Annotated in this window: 15 protein-coding genes; 1 reads left to right on the forward strand and 14 read right to left on the reverse strand. The window is 67.7% G+C overall.

Going from position 1 to position 18,595, the window contains the following annotated elements; all coding sequences use genetic code 11:
- Nucleotides 1–2: 2 nt before the first annotated feature.
- From AC07SQ_RS12615 to AC07SQ_RS12650, 8 genes are all read right to left on the reverse strand, one after another.
- Complete coding sequence (locus tag AC07SQ_RS12615) at nt 3–1,451, reverse strand: aldehyde dehydrogenase family protein (RefSeq protein ID WP_495271016.1); 1,449 nt, start codon at nt 1,449–1,451, stop codon at nt 3–5.
- A 35-nt stretch (nt 1,452–1,486) separates the two neighbouring features.
- Nucleotides 1,487–2,887 carry an amidase gene (locus AC07SQ_RS12620; RefSeq protein WP_495271015.1) on the reverse strand — a complete coding sequence of 467 codons (1,401 nt, stop codon included), beginning with the start codon at nt 2,885–2,887 and terminating at the stop codon, nt 1,487–1,489.
- A gap of 7 nt (nt 2,888–2,894) precedes the next feature.
- Nucleotides 2,895–4,388: an ABC transporter substrate-binding protein gene (locus AC07SQ_RS12625; RefSeq protein ID WP_495271014.1), complete on the reverse strand. Its 1,494-nt coding sequence runs from the start codon at nt 4,386–4,388 to the stop codon at nt 2,895–2,897.
- Nucleotides 4,389–4,440: 52 nt separating this feature from the next.
- Nucleotides 4,441–5,256 carry an ATP-binding cassette domain-containing protein gene (locus AC07SQ_RS12630; RefSeq protein ID WP_495271013.1) on the reverse strand — a complete coding sequence of 272 codons (816 nt, stop codon included), beginning with the start codon at nt 5,254–5,256 and terminating at the stop codon, nt 4,441–4,443.
- Between the two features lie 8 nt (nt 5,257–5,264).
- The gene (locus AC07SQ_RS12635; RefSeq protein WP_495271012.1) at nt 5,265–6,257 is read right to left on the reverse strand and encodes an ABC transporter ATP-binding protein; all 993 of its coding nucleotides are present in this window, start codon (nt 6,255–6,257) and stop codon (nt 5,265–5,267) included.
- Nucleotides 6,258–6,263: 6 nt separating this feature from the next.
- Entirely contained in the window at nt 6,264–7,148 is an 885-nt protein-coding gene (locus AC07SQ_RS12640; RefSeq protein ID WP_159274476.1) for an ABC transporter permease, read from the reverse strand.
- Complete coding sequence (locus tag AC07SQ_RS12645) at nt 7,145–8,095, reverse strand: ABC transporter permease (protein WP_495271011.1); 951 nt, start codon at nt 8,093–8,095, stop codon at nt 7,145–7,147. The genes AC07SQ_RS12640 and AC07SQ_RS12645 overlap by 4 nt, the downstream gene beginning before the upstream one ends.
- Before the next feature lie 182 nt (nt 8,096–8,277).
- Nucleotides 8,278–9,369, reverse strand: coding sequence for a tartrate dehydrogenase (locus AC07SQ_RS12650; protein ID WP_070061680.1), 1,092 nt, complete (start codon nt 9,367–9,369; stop codon nt 8,278–8,280).
- Nucleotides 9,370–9,642: 273 nt separating this feature from the next.
- Between AC07SQ_RS12650 and AC07SQ_RS12655 the strand changes: the two genes are divergently transcribed.
- Nucleotides 9,643–10,500, forward strand: coding sequence for an aldo/keto reductase (locus AC07SQ_RS12655; protein ID WP_495271010.1), 858 nt, complete (start codon nt 9,643–9,645; stop codon nt 10,498–10,500).
- Nucleotides 10,501–10,517: 17 nt separating this feature from the next.
- On the opposite strand, the gene AC07SQ_RS12660 is transcribed toward AC07SQ_RS12655, so the two are convergent.
- The 6 genes from AC07SQ_RS12660 to AC07SQ_RS12685 form a co-directional block, all read right to left on the reverse strand.
- Complete coding sequence (locus AC07SQ_RS12660; RefSeq protein ID WP_495271009.1) at nt 10,518–12,008, reverse strand: nucleobase:cation symporter-2 family protein; 1,491 nt, start codon at nt 12,006–12,008, stop codon at nt 10,518–10,520.
- Between the two features lie 222 nt (nt 12,009–12,230).
- Nucleotides 12,231–12,992 carry a GntR family transcriptional regulator gene (locus AC07SQ_RS12665; RefSeq protein ID WP_095744177.1) on the reverse strand — a complete coding sequence of 254 codons (762 nt, stop codon included), beginning with the start codon at nt 12,990–12,992 and terminating at the stop codon, nt 12,231–12,233.
- 14 nt (nt 12,993–13,006) lie between these two features.
- Complete coding sequence (locus tag AC07SQ_RS12670) at nt 13,007–13,744, reverse strand: aspartate/glutamate racemase family protein (RefSeq protein WP_495271008.1); 738 nt, start codon at nt 13,742–13,744, stop codon at nt 13,007–13,009.
- Between the two features lie 27 nt (nt 13,745–13,771).
- Nucleotides 13,772–15,265, reverse strand: coding sequence for an NCS1 family nucleobase:cation symporter-1 (locus AC07SQ_RS12675; RefSeq protein ID WP_307694551.1), 1,494 nt, complete (start codon nt 15,263–15,265; stop codon nt 13,772–13,774).
- A gap of 219 nt (nt 15,266–15,484) precedes the next feature.
- Nucleotides 15,485–17,179 (reverse strand): CehA/McbA family metallohydrolase domain-containing protein, encoded by a 1,695-nt coding sequence (locus AC07SQ_RS12680; RefSeq protein WP_495271007.1) that lies wholly within the window; start codon nt 17,177–17,179, stop codon nt 15,485–15,487.
- 185 nt (nt 17,180–17,364) lie between these two features.
- On the reverse strand, nt 17,365–18,591 hold the full coding sequence (locus AC07SQ_RS12685) for a M20 family metallopeptidase (protein WP_492694416.1): 1,227 nt from the start codon (nt 18,589–18,591) through the stop codon (nt 17,365–17,367).
- Between the last annotated feature and the right edge of the window lie 4 nt (nt 18,592–18,595).

Raw genomic sequence — 18,595 nt, forward strand, 5'->3', positions numbered from 1 at the left:
ATTCATCCGTGCTTGATGGCGATGGTCTTGAGGGTCGTGAAGCCGAGCAGGGCCTCGAAGCCCTTCTCGCGGCCGAAGCCACTCGATTTCACGCCGCCGAAGGGCAGTTCTACACCACCCGCCGCCCCGTAATTGTTCACGAACACCTGGCCGCAATGCAGCTTGTGCGCCATGCGCAGCTGGCGCGCGCCGTCGCGCGTCCACACGCCGGCCACCAGGCCGAAGTCCGTGCCGTTGGCCAGGCGCACCGCCTCGGCCTCGTCGGCAAACGGCATCACGGCCAGCACCGGGCCGAAGACCTCGCGCTGGGCCAGGTCGCTGTCATGCGGCACGTCGCGGAACAGCACGGCCTCCTGGTAGTAGCCGGTGGACGGCGCCTGCGGCGACACGGTGCCGCGCGCCGCCACCTTCATGCCGCTGGCCTCGGCGGTCGCGACCATGTCGCGCACCTGGCGGAACTGCTTCTCGTTGATCAGCGGACCCATGTCCAGGTCTTCGGCGGGCGTGCCCGCGCGCACGGCCGTGAAGCGCTTCGCGAGGCGCTGCACGACTTCTTCATAGATCGACTGTTCGACCAGCACGCGACTGCCCGCCGAGCAGGTCTGGCCCGCGTTCTGGATGATGGCGTTGAGCAGCACGGGCTCGGCCGCGTCGAGGTCGGCGTCGGCGAACACGATCTGCGGCGACTTGCCGCCCAGCTCCAGCGTCACCGGGCAGTGGCGCTCGGCCGCGGCCAGGCCCACGCTGCGGCCGGTCATGGTCGAGCCGGTGAACGAGATGTGGTCGATGCCCGGGTGCGCGCACAGCGCGGCGCCGGCTTCCTTGCCGTAGCCCGTCACCACGTTGAGCGCGCCGGCCGGAAAACCGACGTCGGTCGCGATCTCGGCCAGGCGCAGCAGCGACAGGCTCGCGTCTTCCGCCGGCTTGACCACGCAGGCGTTGCCCGCGGCGAGCGAGGCGCCCACGCTGCGGCCCGCGATCTGCATCGGGTAGTTCCAGGGAATGATGTGGCCCGTCACGCCATGCGGAATGCGCACGGTGAGCACGGTGTAGCCGCGCTCGTAGGGCAGGGTGTCGCCGTGCAGCTTGTCGCAGGCGCCGGCGTAGTACTCGAAGTAGCGCGCCAGCGCGGTCGCGTCGTTGCGCGCCACGCGCAGCGCCTTGCCGGTGTCGCGCGCCTCGAGCTGGGCCAGCTCTTCGTGGTGCTGCATCACGGCGGCGCCGAGCTTGGCGAGCAACCGGCCGCGCTCCAGCGCAGTGGTGGCGCCCCAGGGGCCGTCGAAATGCTCGCCCATGGCCTGGCGCGCGGCGCGCACGGCGGCGTCGATGTCGGCAGCGGTGCCGCGTGCGATCTCGCCGAATTTCTGGCCGTCGCTCGGGTCGATCACGTCGATGGTGGCATTGCCTTCGGACGCCACGCGGCGGCCGTCGATGTAGTGGGTGGCGTTCATGGAAGGTGTGTCTCCGTGTGGCGGATCAGGTCGGATCAGATGGGTTCCGGCCAGGGTTTCTGGGCGTCGCGAATCTGTTCGAAGGCGCGGCTGAACTGCAGCACGCCCAGGTCGTCGAAGCGGCGGCCGGCCACCTGCAGGCCGATGGGCAGGCCTTCGGTCGAGTAGCCGCAGTTGACCGACGCCGCCGGCTGCTCCGACATGTTGTAGGGCACCGTGAAGCCGATGTGTTCCAGCGGCCGCATCGGGTCGTTGGTGGGCGAGGCATGGTCCGCGGGCGCGGGCATGTTGGGCGACACCGGCGAGATCACGAAGTCGTAGGCCTTGGTGGCGGCGACCGTGGCCGCGCGCGTGGCGACGAACTGGCTGTAGCCGTCGAAGACGTGCGCGCCCGAGAAACCGGCCGCGCTCTCGGCCCATTCGCGGATGTACGGCAGGATCTTCGCGCGCTGCTCGGCGCTCATCGCCTGCATGTCGAGGCAGGAGCGCATGCGCCAGAAGTGGTCCATGCCCTGCAGCATCTGCGGCGTCATGAAGGCCGGAATTTCCTCGACGTGCGCGCCGGCCGCCTCGATGCGCTTGGCGGCATCGCGAACGGCCTGCGCGATCTGCGGATCGAGCGGCAGGCCGCAGCCCGCGTCCATGTGCAGCGCCACGCGCTTGCCCTTGAGGAACGACGGATCGACCTCGAAGGCGTTCCAGTCGATCACGGGCGGCGGCAGTTCCGAATAGTCGCGGTCGTCGGGCTGCGCAACGGAGGCCATCATCAGCGCCGCGTCGGCCACGGTGCGCGTCATCGGGCCGGCGCAGCGGCCCATGTAGGGCGAGCTCAGCGGAATGCGACCGAAGCTGGGCTTGAGCGTGAAGATGCCGCACCAGCTGGCCGGCAGGCGCAGCGAGCCGCCGATGTCGGTGCCCACGTGCAGCGGGCCGTAGCCGGCAGCGGCGGCGGCGCCCGCGCCGGCGCTGGAGCCGCCCGGTGTGCGCGAGGTGTCCCACGGGTTGCGCGAGAGGTCATGAAAGCTCGACAGGCCCGACGACAGCATGCCCAGGTCGGGCATCGTGGTCTTGGCGACCATCACCGTGCCGTCGGCCTTCAGGCGCGCGGCGGGCGGCGAGTCGTAGGTCATCGGCACGAGCTCGTAGGCGGCGGTGCCCAGCGGCATCGGGTCGCCCTCGGTCGCGAGGTTTTCCTTGATGGTCACGGGCACGCCGTCGAGCGCGCCGCGCGGTGTGCCGGCGCGCCAGCGCGCCTCGGAAGCGCGCGCCTGCTCGAGCGCGGCTTCGGGGCGGAACAGCCAGGTGGCGCGCAGCTGCGACTCGCAGGCCGCAATGCGTTCGTTGACCGCGCGGGTCACCTCGACCGGCGAGAGTTCCTTGGCAGCGTAGGCGGCGTGCAGTTCCTGCACGCCCAGGGCGTAAAGAGGCTTCGTCATGGCCGCATCAACCCCACGAGATGGCAGCCAGGTCGTTCGCGACGATCGGCATGTTCGGCCACAGGCCCTTCACTTCCTTGCGCGCAACCGTGGGGAACACGGCCTGGAACAGGAAGCCGTTGACGGCATCGTTCGCGAGCATCTTCTGCGCCTCGCCGAGCAGCGCGTTGCGCTTCTTCTCGTCGGGTTCGCTCTGCACCGAGGCGTACAGGTCGCGGAACTTCTTCGAGTCGTAGCCCCAGTAGTAGTCGGGCTCGGTGTACTTCACGAGGTCGAAGGGCTCCACGTGCGCGACGATGCTCAGGTCGAAGTCGTGCCCGCCGCCGAAGGTGCCGCTGAGCCACTGGGCCCACTCGACGTTCTGGATCTTCACGTTGATGCCGATGGCCGCGAGCTGGGCCGCGATCACCTCGCCGCCCTGGCGTGCGTACGAAGGCGGCGGCAGCGTCATGCGCAGCTCCAGCGGCGTCTTCACGCCCGCGTCGGCCAGCAGCTTCTTCGCCTTGGCGATGTCGAAGGGGTTGATGCCGGTGGTGTCGACATAGCCCGGCGCGCCGATCGGGTAGTGGCTGCCGATGGCCTTGCCGAAACCGTCGGCCGCGCCCTGGATCACCACGTTGCGGTCCACCGCGGCCAGGATGGCGCGGCGCACGCGCACGTCGTCCAGCGGCTTGCGCTTGTTGTTGATCGCCAGGATCACCTTGCTGCGCGTGCCCACTTCGAGCACACGGAAGCGCGGGTTGGCGCGGAACTGGCCCACGCTGCGTGTGCCGGCACGCGGGAAGATGTCGATGTCGCCGGCCATCAGCGCCGCGGTCTGCGCGGCCGAGTCGGACATGAACTTGAAGACGAACTTGTTGACCTTGGCCAGCGCCGGGTTGCGGTACGTCGGCGACTTCACGAGCGAACAGGCCGAGCCGCGCTGCCAGCTGTCGAGCTTGTAGGGGCCGGTGCCCACGGGCTTGGTGGCGTTGGTGTCGGCGCTCTTGGGCTCGACGATGCAGGCGGTGGCCTGGCCGAGCATGAAGAGCAGGTCGGGGTTGGGCTGCGCGGTGGTGATGACCACCGTGTCGGCGTCGGGCGTCTTCAGGCTGATCTCGCTGAAGAAGCGCTTGTCCTTGTTGGTGCTCTTCTCGCCGGCCGCGCGCTCGAAACTGAACTTGACGGCGGCGGCGTCGAAGGCCTCGCCGTTCTCGAACGTCACGCCCTTGCGCAGCTTGAAGGTGTGGGTCTTGAGGTCGGGCGACACAGTCCAGCTCTCGGCCAGCAGCGGCGTCACGCTGCCGTCGGCGTTGATCTTGGTCAGCGTCTCGAAGATGTTGTAGTGCGCGATCTCGGCAATGGCCGAGGCGGCAGCGGTCGTCGGGTCCAGGCCCGGCGGTTCCAGCGGCATGCCGATGGTCAGCATGTTCTTGCCGGTCTGGGCCTGCGCGAACAGCGGAAAGGCGCCGGGGATCGCGGCGGCGATGGCGGTGCCCATGAGGGTGCGTCGCTTCAACATTCGGGGGTTCTCCTGGAAGAAAAGAGGGGCTGCCGGTTCGACCCGTTCGGGCCTACCGCGATGGCGTGTGCAGCACGGCCGACAGCAAGGTGCGTGTGTATGGGTGTTGCGCGTGGGCAAAAAGTTCGGCGGGCTGGCCGCGTTCCACGATCTGGCCCTTGAACACCACGCACACTTCGTCGCACAGGTGGTTGACCACGGCGAGGTCGTGGCTGATGAGCAGGTAGCTGATGCCGAACTGCTGCTGCAGGTCCTGCATGAGGTTGAGCACCTGGGCCTGCACGGACACGTCGAGCGCGCTCACGGGCTCGTCGGCGACGATGAGCTTGGGGCGCGTGATGAGCGCGCGCGCGATCGCGATGCGCTGGCGCTGGCCGCCGGAGAACTCGTGCGGGTACTTGTCGAGGTCGGTGGTGCGCAGGCCCACGGCGGCAAGCGCTTCGGCGGCGCGCTCGCGCTGCTCGGTGCGGCGCGTTTCGGCCAGCGCTTCGAGCGGCTCGGCGACGATGCGTGCGACGGTCTGGCGCGGATCGAGCGAACCGTAGGGGTCCTGGAAGACCATCTGGAAGTCGCGCCGCGCGGTGCGCAGCTCGGCCTTCGAGAGCGCGTGCAGGTTGCGGCCTTCGAGCGCGACGCTGCCCGAGGTGGGCGTGTCCAGCGCCATCACCAGACGCGCGATGGTCGACTTGCCCGAGCCCGATTCGCCGACGATGCCCACGCTCTTGCCGGCCTGCACCTCGAAGCTCACGCCGTTGAGGGCCTTCACGGTGGGGGGCGGGCCGAAGAGTTTTTCGCGCGGCAATGCGTAGTGCCGCACGAGGTCGGTCACCTGCAGCAGCGGGGTCGAAGAGGAAGACGTCGAAGTCATCGGGGTGCTCATGCGGCGGCCAGCGTGGCGTGCGCGGCGACGGCGTCGAGGTGCAGGCAGCTCACCGCATGGCCGTTGGGTTGGCGGGCCACCGGCGGCTTCGTGGTGTGGCAGGCGTCGGTCGTGAAGTCGCAGCGGCCCGCGAAGCCGCAACCGCGCGGAATGTCGACCAGCTCGGGCACGCTGCCGCGGATGGTGGGCAGCCGGCCTGCGCGCACGGCGCCGAGCGCGGGGCGCGCGGCGAACAGGCCGCGCGTGTAGGGGTGGGCGCGGTCGGCAAAGACTGCGTCGGTCGGGCCGCTTTCCACGGCGCTGCCGCCGTACATCACGAGCATGCGCTGCACGCTGCTGGCGATCACGCCGAGGTCGTGCGAGATGAGGATCAGCGCCATGCCCATTTCGGCGACCAGGCCCTGGATCAGGTCGAGCACCTGCTTCTGTATCGTCACGTCGAGCGCGGTGGTGGGCTCGTCGGCGATCAGCAGGTCGGGGCCGCAGGCCAGCGCCATGGCGATGCCGATGCGTTGGCGCTGCCCGCCGGAGAACTGGTGCGGGTAGGCGTCGAGGCGCGAGGCCGCATCGGGAATGCCGACGCGGTCGAGCAGGTCGAGCGCTTCCTTGCGCGCCTGCGCCTTGGTGAGGCCGCGGTGCAGCATCAGCGGCTCGCCGACCTGGCGCGCGATGGTGTGCACGGGGTTCAGGGCCGTCATCGGCTCCTGGAAGATCATGCCGATGCGGTTGCCGCGCAGCTGGCACAGCTGCTTCTCGGGCAGGCCGACCAGTTCCTGGCCGTCGAGCTTGATGCTGCCCGTGACCTTGGCGGTGGACGGCAGCAGGCCCATGAGCGACATGACGGTGATCGACTTGCCGCAGCCCGACTCGCCGACGATGCCCAGCGTTTCGCCGCGCTCCAGCGAGAAGGAAATGCCGCGCACGGCTTCGGCGGGGCCGCGCTGTGTCTGCAGGCCGATGTGGAGGTCGTTGACTTCGAGAAGGGGCATGGCGGTCTACCTTGCGCGGGCCAGGCGCGGATCGAGCAGGTCGCGCAGACCGTCGCCCAGCAGGTTCAGGCCGAGCACCGCGAAGGCGATGGCCATGCCGGGGAAGACGGCCAGCAGCGGCTGCTGGAACATGAGGGTCTGGGCTTCGCTGAGCATGCGGCCCCAGGAGGGCTGCGGCGGTTGCGTGCCGAGGCCGAGGTACGACAGCGCAGCTTCGGCCAGGATCGCGATGGCGAAGCGGATGGTGATCTGCACGATGAGCACGGCCGAGATGTTCGGCAGCACGTGCTGCATGGTGATCGCGAAGCTGCCCTTGCCGCAGGCGCGTGCAGCAGCCACGTACTCGCGCGACCAGATCGCGTTGGCCGAAGCGCGCGTGATGCGCGCGAAGGTCGGGATGTTGTAGATGCCGATGGCGATGATGGCGTTGACGATGCCGGCGCCGAACACGGCGGTCATCATGATGGCCGAGAGGATGGCGGGGAAGGCGAGCGTGAAGTCCGACAGGCGCATCACCGCCTCTTCGACCCAGCCGCGTCTCGCAGCAGCGAGCAGTCCCAGCGCGGTGCCGACCACGAGGCCGATGCCCACGGCGATCACGCCGACGAGGATGGACGCACGCGCGCCCACGAGCAGCAGCGAGGCCACGTCGCGCCCGAAGGCATCGGTGCCGAGCCAGTGCGTGGCCGAGGGGCCCTGCATCTTGTTCGCCATGTCCATCGCGTAGGGCGACCACGGCGTCCAGACGAAGGAGATCAGTGCCGCCAGTAACAGCAGCAGCGCGAACACGCCGCCGATGACGAAGCTGCGGTGCTTGACCGCGCGGCGCCAGAAGCCGGGCGCGAGGGGCGCGGCAGATGCGGGCACGGAAGGGGAGAGGATGGCGCTCATATGTCGCTCGCCTTGATGCGCGGGTCGATCACGGCATAGAGCACGTCGACCACGAAGTTCACGATGACGACCATGGCCGCGAGCAGCATCACGCAGTTGCGCACCACGATCAGGTCGCGGTTGCTGATGGCCTGGAAGATCAGGCGGCCCAGGCCCGGCAGGTAGAACACGTTCTCCACCACGATGGTGCCGGCCAGCAGCTCGGAGAATTGCATGCCCATGACGGTGATGACGGGGATCATCGCGTTGCGCAGCACGTGGGTCCACAGCACCATGCGCTGCGACACGCCCTTGGCGCGCGCGGTGCGAACGAAGTCTTCGCGCATCACCTCGAGCACGGCCGAGCGCGTGATGCGCGCGAGGATCGCCGCTTGCACCACTGCGAGTGACAAGGCTGGCAGCAGCAGCGATTTCAATCCCGCGAAGATGCCTTCGCCCCAGCCCTCGAAGCCGCCCGCGGAGAACCACTGCAGCTGCACCGAGAACACGAGGATCAGCAGGATCGCGAACCAGAAGTTGGGAATGGCGATGCCGACCTGGGCCATGCCCATGAGGCCGACGTCGCCGAGCTTGTTGTGGCGCGCCGCAGCCGTCACGCCGACCAGCAATGCAATGACGACGGTGAAGGCCATCGCCATCACGGCCAGCGGCACGGTGAGGGCCAGGCGCTCGAGGATCAGGTCGATGACGGGCGAGCTGTAGGCGTAGCTGTCACCGAGGTTGCCGGTGAGCAGGCCACCGATCCAGTGCCAGTAGCGCGTCCACGCGGGCTGGTCCAGGCCGAGCTTGGTGGCCAGGGCCGCGACGGCGTCGGGCGAGGCGTCGGGGCCCATGAGCATCTGCGCGGCGTTGCCGGGGAGAATTTCGAGCACCAGGAACACGATGACGGACGCGCCGATCAGCGTGCCGATGAGCGTCAAGGTGCGCTTGAGCAGGAACAGGCCCATGGTTCAGTGGCTCCGTTGTTTGTCGCTGTTCAGGGCGTGTGCCCAGGCCACCGGGTACTTCCCTCCGCGAATGTCCCCCGGCCTTCGGCCTCCTCCTTTATTTCGCTGCGGGAAGCACCCAGTGCCCTGGGCACCGGGACGCAGCGCGTTTTTTCCAACGCGACAAGGAAGGCCGGGAGGCGTCATGCCGAAGCGATGCACTCGGCAATCGCGCGGCCCACGTCCACCGTGTTGGCGGTGCCGCCCATGTCGCGCGTGCGCGGGCCTTCGCTGAGCACGGTCTCGATCGCCGAGAGCACTGCCGCCGAGGCCTGTGCGTACACGGGGTCGTTGTCGCCCAGGTGGTCGAGCATGAGCGCGGCCGACCAGATCTGGCCGATGGGGTTGGCGATGCCCTTGCCTGCGATGTCGGGCGCCGAGCCGTGCACGGGCTCGAAGAGCGACGGGAACTTGCGTTCGGGGTTCAGGTTGGCCGAGGGCGCGATGCCGATGGTGCCGGTGCAGGCCGGGCCCAGGTCGGAGAGGATGTCGCCGAACAGGTTGGAGGCCACGACCACGTCGAACCAGTCGGGGTGCTGCACGAAGTGCGCGCACAGGATGTCGATGTGGTACTTGCTCGTGGCCACGTCGGGGTAGCGCGTGGCGATCTCGGCCAGGCGCTCGTCCCAGTAGGGCATGGTGATCGAGATGCCGTTCGACTTGGTGGCGGCCACCAGGTTCTTGCGCTTGCGGCGGTTGGCGAGCTGGAACGCGTAGTCGATGATGCGGTCCACGCCCACGCGGGTGAACACGGCTTCCTGGATCGCCATCTCGCGCGGCGTGCCTTCGAACAGGCGCCCACCCACCGAGGTGTATTCGCCTTCGGTGTTCTCGCGCACCACGAGGAAGTCGATGTCGCCGGGCTTGCGGTGCGCCAGCGGGCCGGGCACGCCGGGCATCAGGCGCACGGGGCGCAGGTTGACGTACTGGTCGAAGTCGCGGCGGATCTTGATGAGCAGGCCCCACACGGCGATGTGGTCGGGCACCTTGGCGGGGTCGCCCACGGCGCCGAAGTAGATGGCGTCGTGGCCCTGGATCTTGTCGGCCCAGTCGGCCGGCATCATCAGGCCGGTGCGCACGTAGTGGTCGGAACCCCAGTCGAAATGGTCGTACGCGAAATCGATGCCGAAGCGCCGACTGACCGCGTCGAGCACGCGAAGGCCCTCGGGCATGACTTCGACGCCGATGCCGTCTCCGGGAATGACGGCAATCCTGTGCTTTTGCTTCTGCTGCATTGACTCAACCTGTTCCTGAACCGTTTCGATAAGAGCGCCGACGCTTGTGACACCGGGCCGTCAAAAAATTCTAGGAGCGGGTGGGGCGCGCGCGATGGGGGTTGGCACCCACCAGGCATTGACAAAAAGCGAAGGCCAAAACGCCAGAACAAGGCGGAAGATAAGCAATTGATGGTCATCGAACTGACTTGGGCTTCGAAAAATTAGAAGGCGTCGGGGGCGGAAAACCCGCACCCGGGCACCCGCCGTGAGGGCCTGAGTAGCATGGGCGCCATGCGAACACTTTCACTCCCCACCGGCGGCGAGATGCCGGTTCTTGGTCTCGGCACCTGGCGCATGGGCGAAGACGCCACCCGCCGCGCGGCCGAGGTGGCCGCGGTGCGCGAGGCCATCGGCCTGGGCTACCGCCTGATCGACACGGCCGAGATGTACGGCGAGGGCGGCGCCGAGACCGTGGTCGGCCAGGCCGTGGCCGAGGCGCTGCGCGCGGGCGATGTGCAGCGCGAAGACCTCTTCATCGTCAGCAAGGTCTACCCGCACAACGCCAGCCGCCGCGGCACGGGCCAGGCCTGCGAGCGCAGCCTGGCGCGGCTGGGGCTGGAGCGCATCGACCTGTACCTGCTGCACTGGCGCGGCAACCACCCGCTGGCGTACACGGTCGAGGCGATGCACGAACTGGTGGAGGCCGGCCGCATCGGTCATTGGGGCGTGAGCAACTTCGACACCGACGACATGCAGGAGTTGGCGCAGGTCATCGGCCAAGGCCCGGCCTGCGCGGCGAACCAGGTGTACCTGTCGCTCGGCGAGCGCGGCCCCGAGTTCGATCTGCTGCCCTGGCAGCGCGAACGCGGCATGCCGCTGATGGCCTACAGCCCGATCGACCAGGGCGCGCTGGCGGGCGACGAGGCGTTGGGCCGGCTGGCGGCGGACCTCGGCGTGAGCGCCGCGCAACTGGCGCTGGCCGCGGTCATCGCGCGCCCGGGCGTGGCGGCGATTCCGAAGGCGGTGCGCAGCGCCCACCTGAAAGAAAACAGGGCCGCCGCCGAGCTGCAGCTCGATGCGACGACCCTGGCGGCGCTGGACCGGATCTATCCGGTGCCGAAGCGCAAGACGCCGTTGGCGATGATCTAGTTAAAGCACGGTTCGGCTCAGTGCGCGTCGGCGTGCTTGGCCGCCGCGATCACCGCCTCTTCGTCGTGCTTCGCACCGTTGAGGAACAGGTTCAGCAGCACGGCGGTGATCGACGCCAGCAGGATGCCCGACTCGATCAGCGAGTGGATCGAGTGCGGCATCCACTGCTTGAAGTTGGGGGCGATCAGCGGAATCATGCCGACGCCGATGGCCACGGCGACGATCATGGCGTTGTGGCGGTTGGTCTTGAAGTCCACGCCCGACAGGATGCGGATGCCGGTGGCGGCCACCATGCCGAACATCACGAGGCCCGCACCGCCGAGCACCACGGTGGGCAGCGACTCGACCAGCGCGGCCATCTTCGGCAGCAGGCCCAGCACGATCAGGATCACGCCGCCGGCCACGCAGACATAGCGGCTCTTGATGCCGGTGACGGCCACAAGGCCCACGTTCTGCGAGAAGCTGGTGTACGGGAAGGTGTTGAAGATGCCGCCGATGAGCGTGCCCAGGCCGTCGGTGCGCAGGCCCTTGGCCAGGTCTTGCTGGCTGATCTTGCGGTCCGTCATTTCGCCCAGCGCGAGGAACATGCCGGTCGATTCGATCATCACGACGATCATGATGAGCGTCATCGTGAGGATCAGGATCGGGTCGAACAGCGGCATGCCGAAATGGAAGGGCAGCACGATGTCGACCCAGGCGGCCTTGCCGACCTTCTCGTAGGTCATGAGGCCGGTGAGCGAGGCCACCACCGCGCCGATCACGATGCCCAGCAGCACCGAGATGTTGGCGATGAAGCCCTTGGCGTACTTCACGATCAGGAGGATCGACACCAGCACCAGCGCGGCCACGCCGAAGCCCGACAGATCGGCGTACTTGGGGTTGGGCACGGTGGGCATGATCGCGAAGCCCTTGGGCACCGCGGGGATCGAGCTGCCCGGCGAGGTGACCTCGGCCAGCCACTTGGCGTACACCGGGTCGACCAGCGCGGGCGCCGTCGGGCCCACGGGGTTGCCGAAGATCCAGTTGATGCCCACGCGCATCAGGCTGATGCCGATGACCGCGATGATCGTGCCCGTCACCACCGGCGGGAAGAACCGCAGCATGCGGCTCACCAGCGGCGCGATCAGTATCGATATCACCCCCGCGCCGATGATGGCGCCGAACAGCAGCTGCGCTCCGTTCTGCCCGGGGTTGGCGTTGGCGATGGCGACCATGGGCGCCACCGAGGCGAAGGTCACGCCCATCATCACGGGCAGCTTGATGCCGAACCACTGCGTGGCGCCCAGTGCCTGGATCAGCGTGGCGATGCCGCAGCAGAACAGGTCGGCCGAGATCAGCAGCGCGACCTCGTCGGGCGAGAGCTTGAGCGCACGGCCCACGATGAGCGGCACCGCGACGGCGCCCGCATACATCACGAGCACGTGCTGCAGGCCGAGGGCCGCGAGCTTGCCCGAAGGCAGGCGCTGGTCCACGGGATGGACATTGCTGGAAAGGGAATCTGCCGTCATCGTTGTCTCCTGGCGCGGCGAGGGGAACGGAGCAGTGATGCGCGTCGCAGAGCCGTCGCGCACACCAGTTGTGTACGCGAAACTGTATACAATTTATGCGGCAATCCGGATTCAGGTAAACCCGAATCCGGCGAAGAAGCGCTGTGGGAGGCGCGCGCCGGGGCATCCGGCGGTTCGGCCGGCGCTCAGGTATTGGGAGTGGGGCGCGTCAGCGACGCGGGTTCAGGCCAGCAGTGCCTTGACCAGGTCGAGCTGGCGATCAGGCTTCTCGGTGCCCAGTTCGAGGCTGGCCTCGATGCGTTCGAGGTGCTCGATCATGCAGGTCACGGCCGCTTCCACGTCGCCCTTGCGGCACAGGCGCAGGAAGTCGGAATGCTCGTCGGACGAGCAGTGCGGGTCGTTCGAGGAGTGGTAGAGCATCGCGATCAGCGAGCTGCGCGCCACCAGCTCGCGCACCATCTCGGCCAGCGTGTGGTTGCCGGTGGCTTCGGCCAGCGCCACATGAAAGTCGCCCAGCAATTTCTCGCGCACCGTGCCCATGGTGGTGCTCTGGCGCAGCGCGGTGCGTTCGAACTTGATGTGCTGCTCGAGCGTCTGGTAGTCGCGCGGTCGGGCGTTGGCGATGAACAGGCGCACCACCTCGCGTTCGAGGATGCGGCGCACGGCGAACACCTCGCGCGCCTCGTCCACCGTGGGCTGGCAGACGAAGGCGCCCTTGTCGGGAATCATCTCGATGAGCTTGTCCTTCGACAGCATCAGCAGCGCCGCGCGCACCTTGGTGCGGCTCACCGAATAGACGCGGCCCAGCGCCTCTTCGCGCAGCCAGGTGCCGGGCGGCAGACGCTTCTCGACGATCGCGGTGGCGATGTCGTTGGCGATGCTTTCGATGGAACTGTTCTTGTCGGCCGGCGCCGCGCCGTTCTCGGCCGGTGCGGCAACGGGGGCGGCGGAAGGGACGGAGGTTTTGGAACTGGCGCGGGGCATCCGTCGATTGTGGCTCAGCGCGTGAGGGTGAAGGCCTCGAGCGCGCCGATCATGGGCTTGGGCAAGGGCCTTGCCAGCTCGCCGCGCTTGCTGGTGCGCAGCTTCAGCGCCACCAGCGATTCGATGAGTTTGGTGGCCGCGGCCACGCCGTCGATCACCGGCACGCCGAGCACCTGCTCGATGTGCGCGCACAGGTCGGTCATGCCGGCGCAGCCGAGCACGATGCAGTCGGCGCCGTCTTCTTCCAGCGCGCGCCGGCATTCGTCGACGATGCGCTCGCGGGCGTTGGAGCCCGGCTCTTCCAGCTCGAGCACCGGCAGCTCGCAGGCGCGCACGTTGGCACAGAAGCGTTCCATGCCGTAGATCTCGGCCAGGTGCCAGGCCTGGCCCATGGTGCGCCCCAGCGTGGTCACCACGCTGAAGCGGCTGCCGATCATGCTGGCCAGGTGCATCGCCGCCTCGGCGATGCCCACCACGGGGCCGCGCGCCAGCTCGCGCGCCGCCTTCAGGCCCGGATCGCCGAAGCAGGCGATCACGTAGCCGTCGATGCCGTCGCGCTCGCCCGCCGCGATCTCCTGCAGCAACCCCGGCACGGCCAGCGCCTCGTCGTAGTGGCTTTCGATGGAGACCGGCCCCATGGCCGGGCTCACGGCCACGATCTCGGTGCCGGCGTGCGCCACCGCGCGGGCGCAGGCACCGATCTTCTCGGTCATGCTCCAGGTGGTGTTGGGGTTGATGATCTTGATGCGCACGGCGCGGTCCCTTCTTCGGTCAGTTTTTCAAGTCTTGTTGTTGCGGTTCAAGAGCACGTAGAGCACGAAGCCCAGGCCCATGCCGATGAACCACGCATAGTTGGCGGCGCCGCGCAGCGTCGGCACCATCACGCACAGGATGGGCACGAGGGCCGACGGCACCAGCGCCTGGATCGCCTTCGGGTTGTAGCCGCCGCTGTACCAGTACTTGCCCTGCTTGCTCATGGTGTAGAGCGAGTCGACGTCGATCTGCTGCTTGCGCACGATGTAGTAATCGGCAATCAGAATGCCGAACAGCGGCCCGATGAACGAGCCCAGCACGTCCAGCGTGTAGTGGATGACCTCGGGGCTGTTGTAAAGGTTCCAGGGCGTGAGAAACACCGAACCCACCGCGGCGATCATGCCGCCCGTGCGCCAGCTGATGTGCTGCGGCGCCACGTTCGAGAAGTCGAAGGCCGGCGACACGAAGTTGGCCACGATGTTGATGCCGATGGTGGCGATCATGAAGGTCAGCGCGCCCAGCACCACGGCCGTGGTGCTGTCGATCTTGCCCACGGTGTGCACCGGGTCGGTGATCAGTTCACCAAAAACGGGCAGCGTGGCCGCCGTGGTGATCACGGTGAGCAGCGAGAAGAACACGAAGTTGACCGGCAGGCCCCAGAAGTTGCCCTTCTTCACCGCGTCGAAGCTCTTGCCGTAGCGCGAGAAGTCGCCGAAGTTCAGCATCGGGCCGCTGAAGTAGCTCACCACCAGCGCGATGGCCGAGAGCATCACCGGCAGCGCGTCCCAGCCCTGGAACTTGATGCCGCCCAGGTTCAGGTCGATGTTGCTCCAGCCGGCCTTCCACACCAGCCAGCCGCACAGCACCGCCATCACCACGTACACCGCCGGGCCGGCCCAGTCGATGAACTTGCGAATGGCTTCCATGCCGTGCCAGAACACGAAGGCCTGCAGCACCCACATGACCATGAACGCCACCCAGCCCAGGGCCGAGAGGCCGACGAAGCCGTACTGCGCCACGTCGGCATACGGCGCCAGGCCCGGCGCCATGTGCAGCGCCAGCACCATGAAGGCCGCCGACGCCAGGTAGGTCTGCACGCCGTACCAGGCCACCGCGATCAGCCCGCGGATGATGGCCGGGATGTTGGCGCCCAGCACCCCGAAAGAGGCGCGGCACACCACGGGGTAGGGCACGCCCGTCACCTGGCTGGGCTTGGCCACCAGGTTGCAGAAGACCTGCACGATCACGATGCCCACCAGCAGCGCCACCAGCACCTGCCAGCTCGACAGGCCCAGCGCGAACAGGCTGCCGGCCGTGATGTAGCCGCCCACGCTGTGCACGTCGGACATCCAGAACGCAAAGATGTTGTATTGCCCCCAGGTCTGCTTCTTCAGCGGGGCGAGGTCCTCGTTGGTCAGGCGCGGGTCGTAGCCCGGCTTGATGAGGGCATTCGATTCCGCGTGCGGCGCGATGCCGGCTTCGCTGGCCCCGGCGGGGGCATGGCTGGCGACTGTGCTCATGGTCTTTCCTCGTACTTGGTTGGGATGAGGGACTTTTTGACGCAAATTTCGCGCCGTCTTTATGGGTGCGTTATTTGTATACAAAAATTGAACCCAATCAAGACCATGCGGGGAATCATATATCCGTAGATTCCCTGATGCGGAAGGGTAGGGGCAAAGAAAAAGCGCCGTGCCCCGCGAGGGACATGGCGCCTTGGAGGCCGGGGGCGAGGGCGCCGCCTACTGTGTCGCCACCTTCACGAACACCGGATTCGAATAGAACCACAGGTCGTTGTAGTTGCGCGCATTGATCGCATTGAAGCGCGTGACCGGGTCGTCGCCGGCCGGCGTGGGCGTGCGTGCATCGAACAGCGGCTCGCCGCCCGCCGTTTCGTTCGGCACGTCGGTGCCCAGGTTGGTGCCGCGCAGGCGGAAGTACTGGTTGTTGCCGGCCTTCACGGTGTAGGTCACCGCGAAGTAGCCTTCGGTGTCGAGTGTCCAGTCGGCGCGGGTGAAGCGCTTGACCACGCGGGTCGTCGGGTTGGTGTCGCGTGCATAGCCGGGGGTGCCCGGGAGTTCGCGGCCGGTCACGTCGCCGGCGATGAGGTCGATGTGGTCGACCACCGGCTTCACGTTGGCGTACACGCCGCTGCCGAGCTGGTACTCGAAGTTGTTGCGCTCGGGGCTCTTGAAGCGGATGGTGATCTTCAGGTCTTCGCCGGGCTTGGCGCTCACTTCGGCGCCCATCTCGCCCGCGCCGCTGGCGCTTTGCACCTTGAAGTCGAGCGCGTCGATCAGGCTGCCGTTGACCGCGAAGAGCTTGCCCGAGCGCATCGCAGTGAGCAGCGACTTCGGGTCCTTGATGTCGCCCCAGAGGTGGTTCCTGGCGTACTCGCCGGGCGCGTAGCCGCTGCTGTACAGGCCCTTGGAGGTCGTGAAGTGGTAGTCGGAATCGGCCGTGTTCCAGATGCGGCGTCCTTCGGACAGCAGGGCGTCCCAGGTGCCGCCGAGCTTGGCGACGAGGTAGTCGACGCCGCCGTAGGTGCGCGAGGGCAGGTTGGCCGGCGTGTAGGCGCTCTCGTAGCCGCCGCGGTCGGGCTCCATCTGGTTGCCGACCATGCCCTCGAGAGAGAACACGATGTCGGGCGCGGCGTCGTTCATCTCGCGCAGCTGGGTGGCGGTGTATTTGCCGGGGCTGCGCGAGGGGTGGTTGATCTGCAGGTAGCTGGAGTCGGGGTAGTTCTTCTTCAGCCAGGCGATGGCCTTGAGCACGTCTTCGTGCGTGGTGAAGGCGCGTGCGTCCTTGGCGCTCCACGCGGCCACGTCGGCGGCCGGGAACAGCGCGGGGTCGCGGTTGGTGAACAGGTATTCGAACTGGCTCACGGCCTTGAGCGCCGCGTCGGACATGGGGCTGTCGGTCAGGATGCCGACGTTGCCGTGGTCGTGCGTGGCCATGTCCCACTCGAAGGACGCGAAGATCGTCTTGTCGGTGTACTTGCCGCCGGCCTGCAGTGCCTTGATGCGCGGCACCTGATAGAGGGCCATGCCTCGCGAGAACGGAATCGCTGGGTCCAGCTTGCGGCCGTCGTTGTCATAGGAAGACATGCGCAGGTGGTCCGACAGCGCGACCCAGTCGAGGCCGAAGGTGTCGAAGGCTTTGACGAGCACCTGGTCGAGCGTGGAAATCTGCTGCGTGTCTTCCGACTGGATGGTGTGGACATGCAGGTCGCCCACGGTCCAGCGGCCGGCCGGCGCGGCCGGTGGTGGCGTGGCGGGCGAGGGCGCCGGTGCAGGGGCCGGCGGTGCGATGGGCAGGCCGGCGAACGGCGCACCGCCGCCGGAGCCGCCGCCGCACGCGGTCAGCAGGGCCGCGCCGAGCGCGAGGGAAGAGAAAAGCGTGGTGCGAAAGCGGGGTGCGGGAGACAGGGTTTTCATGGCGACACAAGCAGCAACGGCCAGCGCATGGCTGGCCGTCGCATCGGGATTTCAACGAGGCGGATGGCGTGAAAGCGCAACCGCCGGAGAACCCCGGAGTCTGAAATCCTGTCGTGACGCTTCGATGAAACTGCGATGAAAGTTCACGCCCGAAGGCATGCGCTTTCAGCCGCAGTTCAGGGCGCTCAGGCCAGCAGGTCGCTCAGCGTGCGCGCCACCACCTTGGTCGCGCGACGCAGGTCTTCGAGCACCACGCGCTCGTCGCTGCGCTTGGCGTGCGACTCGAGCACGGTGCGCGGGCCGGCGCCGTAGATCACGCCCGGAATGCCGGCTTCGACGTACAGGCGCACGTCGGTGTACAGCGGCGTGCCCATGGCCTTGATGGGTTCGCCGAACAGTTCGCCGCCGTGCTTCTGGATTGCGTCGACCAGCGGCTTGTTGCCGGCCAGCGGCTTCATCGAGTTGGCGAGCAGCATGCGCTTGATCTCGACCGTGATGCCCGCGCTTTCGGCGGCGGCATCGGCGATCACCTGGCGGATGTTGGCTTCGACCTCGACCGGGTTCTCTTCGGGGATCATGCGGCGGTCGAGCTTGAACACGACCTTGCCGGGCACGACGTTGGTGTTGGTGCCGCCCTCGATGCGGCCCACGTTCAGGTACGGGTGCGTGATGCCCTCGACCTTCGAGGTGACCTTCTGGTAGAGCGTGTTCTGCGCATACAGCGCGTTCAGGATCTTGGTGGCGCCCTGCAGCGCGTCGATGCCGGTGGTGGGCACGGCGGCGTGGGCCATCTTGCCGTGCACGGTCACTTCCATCTGCAGGCAGCCGTTGTGCGCGGTGACCACTTCGTAGCTGAAGCCGGCCGCGATCATCAGGTCGGGCTTGGTCAGGCCCTTCTCGAGCAGCCAGCCCGGGCCGAGGATGCCGCCGAACTCTTCGTCGTAGGTGAAGTGCAGCTCGATGCTGCCCTGGGTGGGCTTGGCCACGGCCTCGAGCGCGCGCAGCGCGAAGGTGAAGCTGGCGAAGTCGCTCTTGCTGACGGCGGCGGCGCGGCCGTACAGGCTGCCATCGACGATCTCGCCGCCGTACGGATCGTGCGTCCAGCCTTCGCCGGGCGGCACCACGTCGCCGTGGGCGTTGAGCGCCACGGTGCGTCCGCCGTTGCCGTACTTGCGGCGCACGATCAGGTTGGTGATCGATTCGAGGCCGTAGTCCTTCACCTCTTGCGCGGGCACGGCGTGCTTCTCGGCGTCGAGGCCGAAGTCCTTCAGCAGCTCGGCGGTGCGCTCGGCGTGCGGCGCGTTGTTGCCGGGCGGCGTGTCGGTGGGCACCTGCACCAGTTGCTTCAGGAATTGCACTTCCTCGTCGAAGTGGGCGTCGATCCAGGCGTCGAGTTTGGCGTAGTCGGTCATGGTG

It is taken from the genome of Variovorax sp. GW821-FHT06D12, assembly GCF_059419205.1.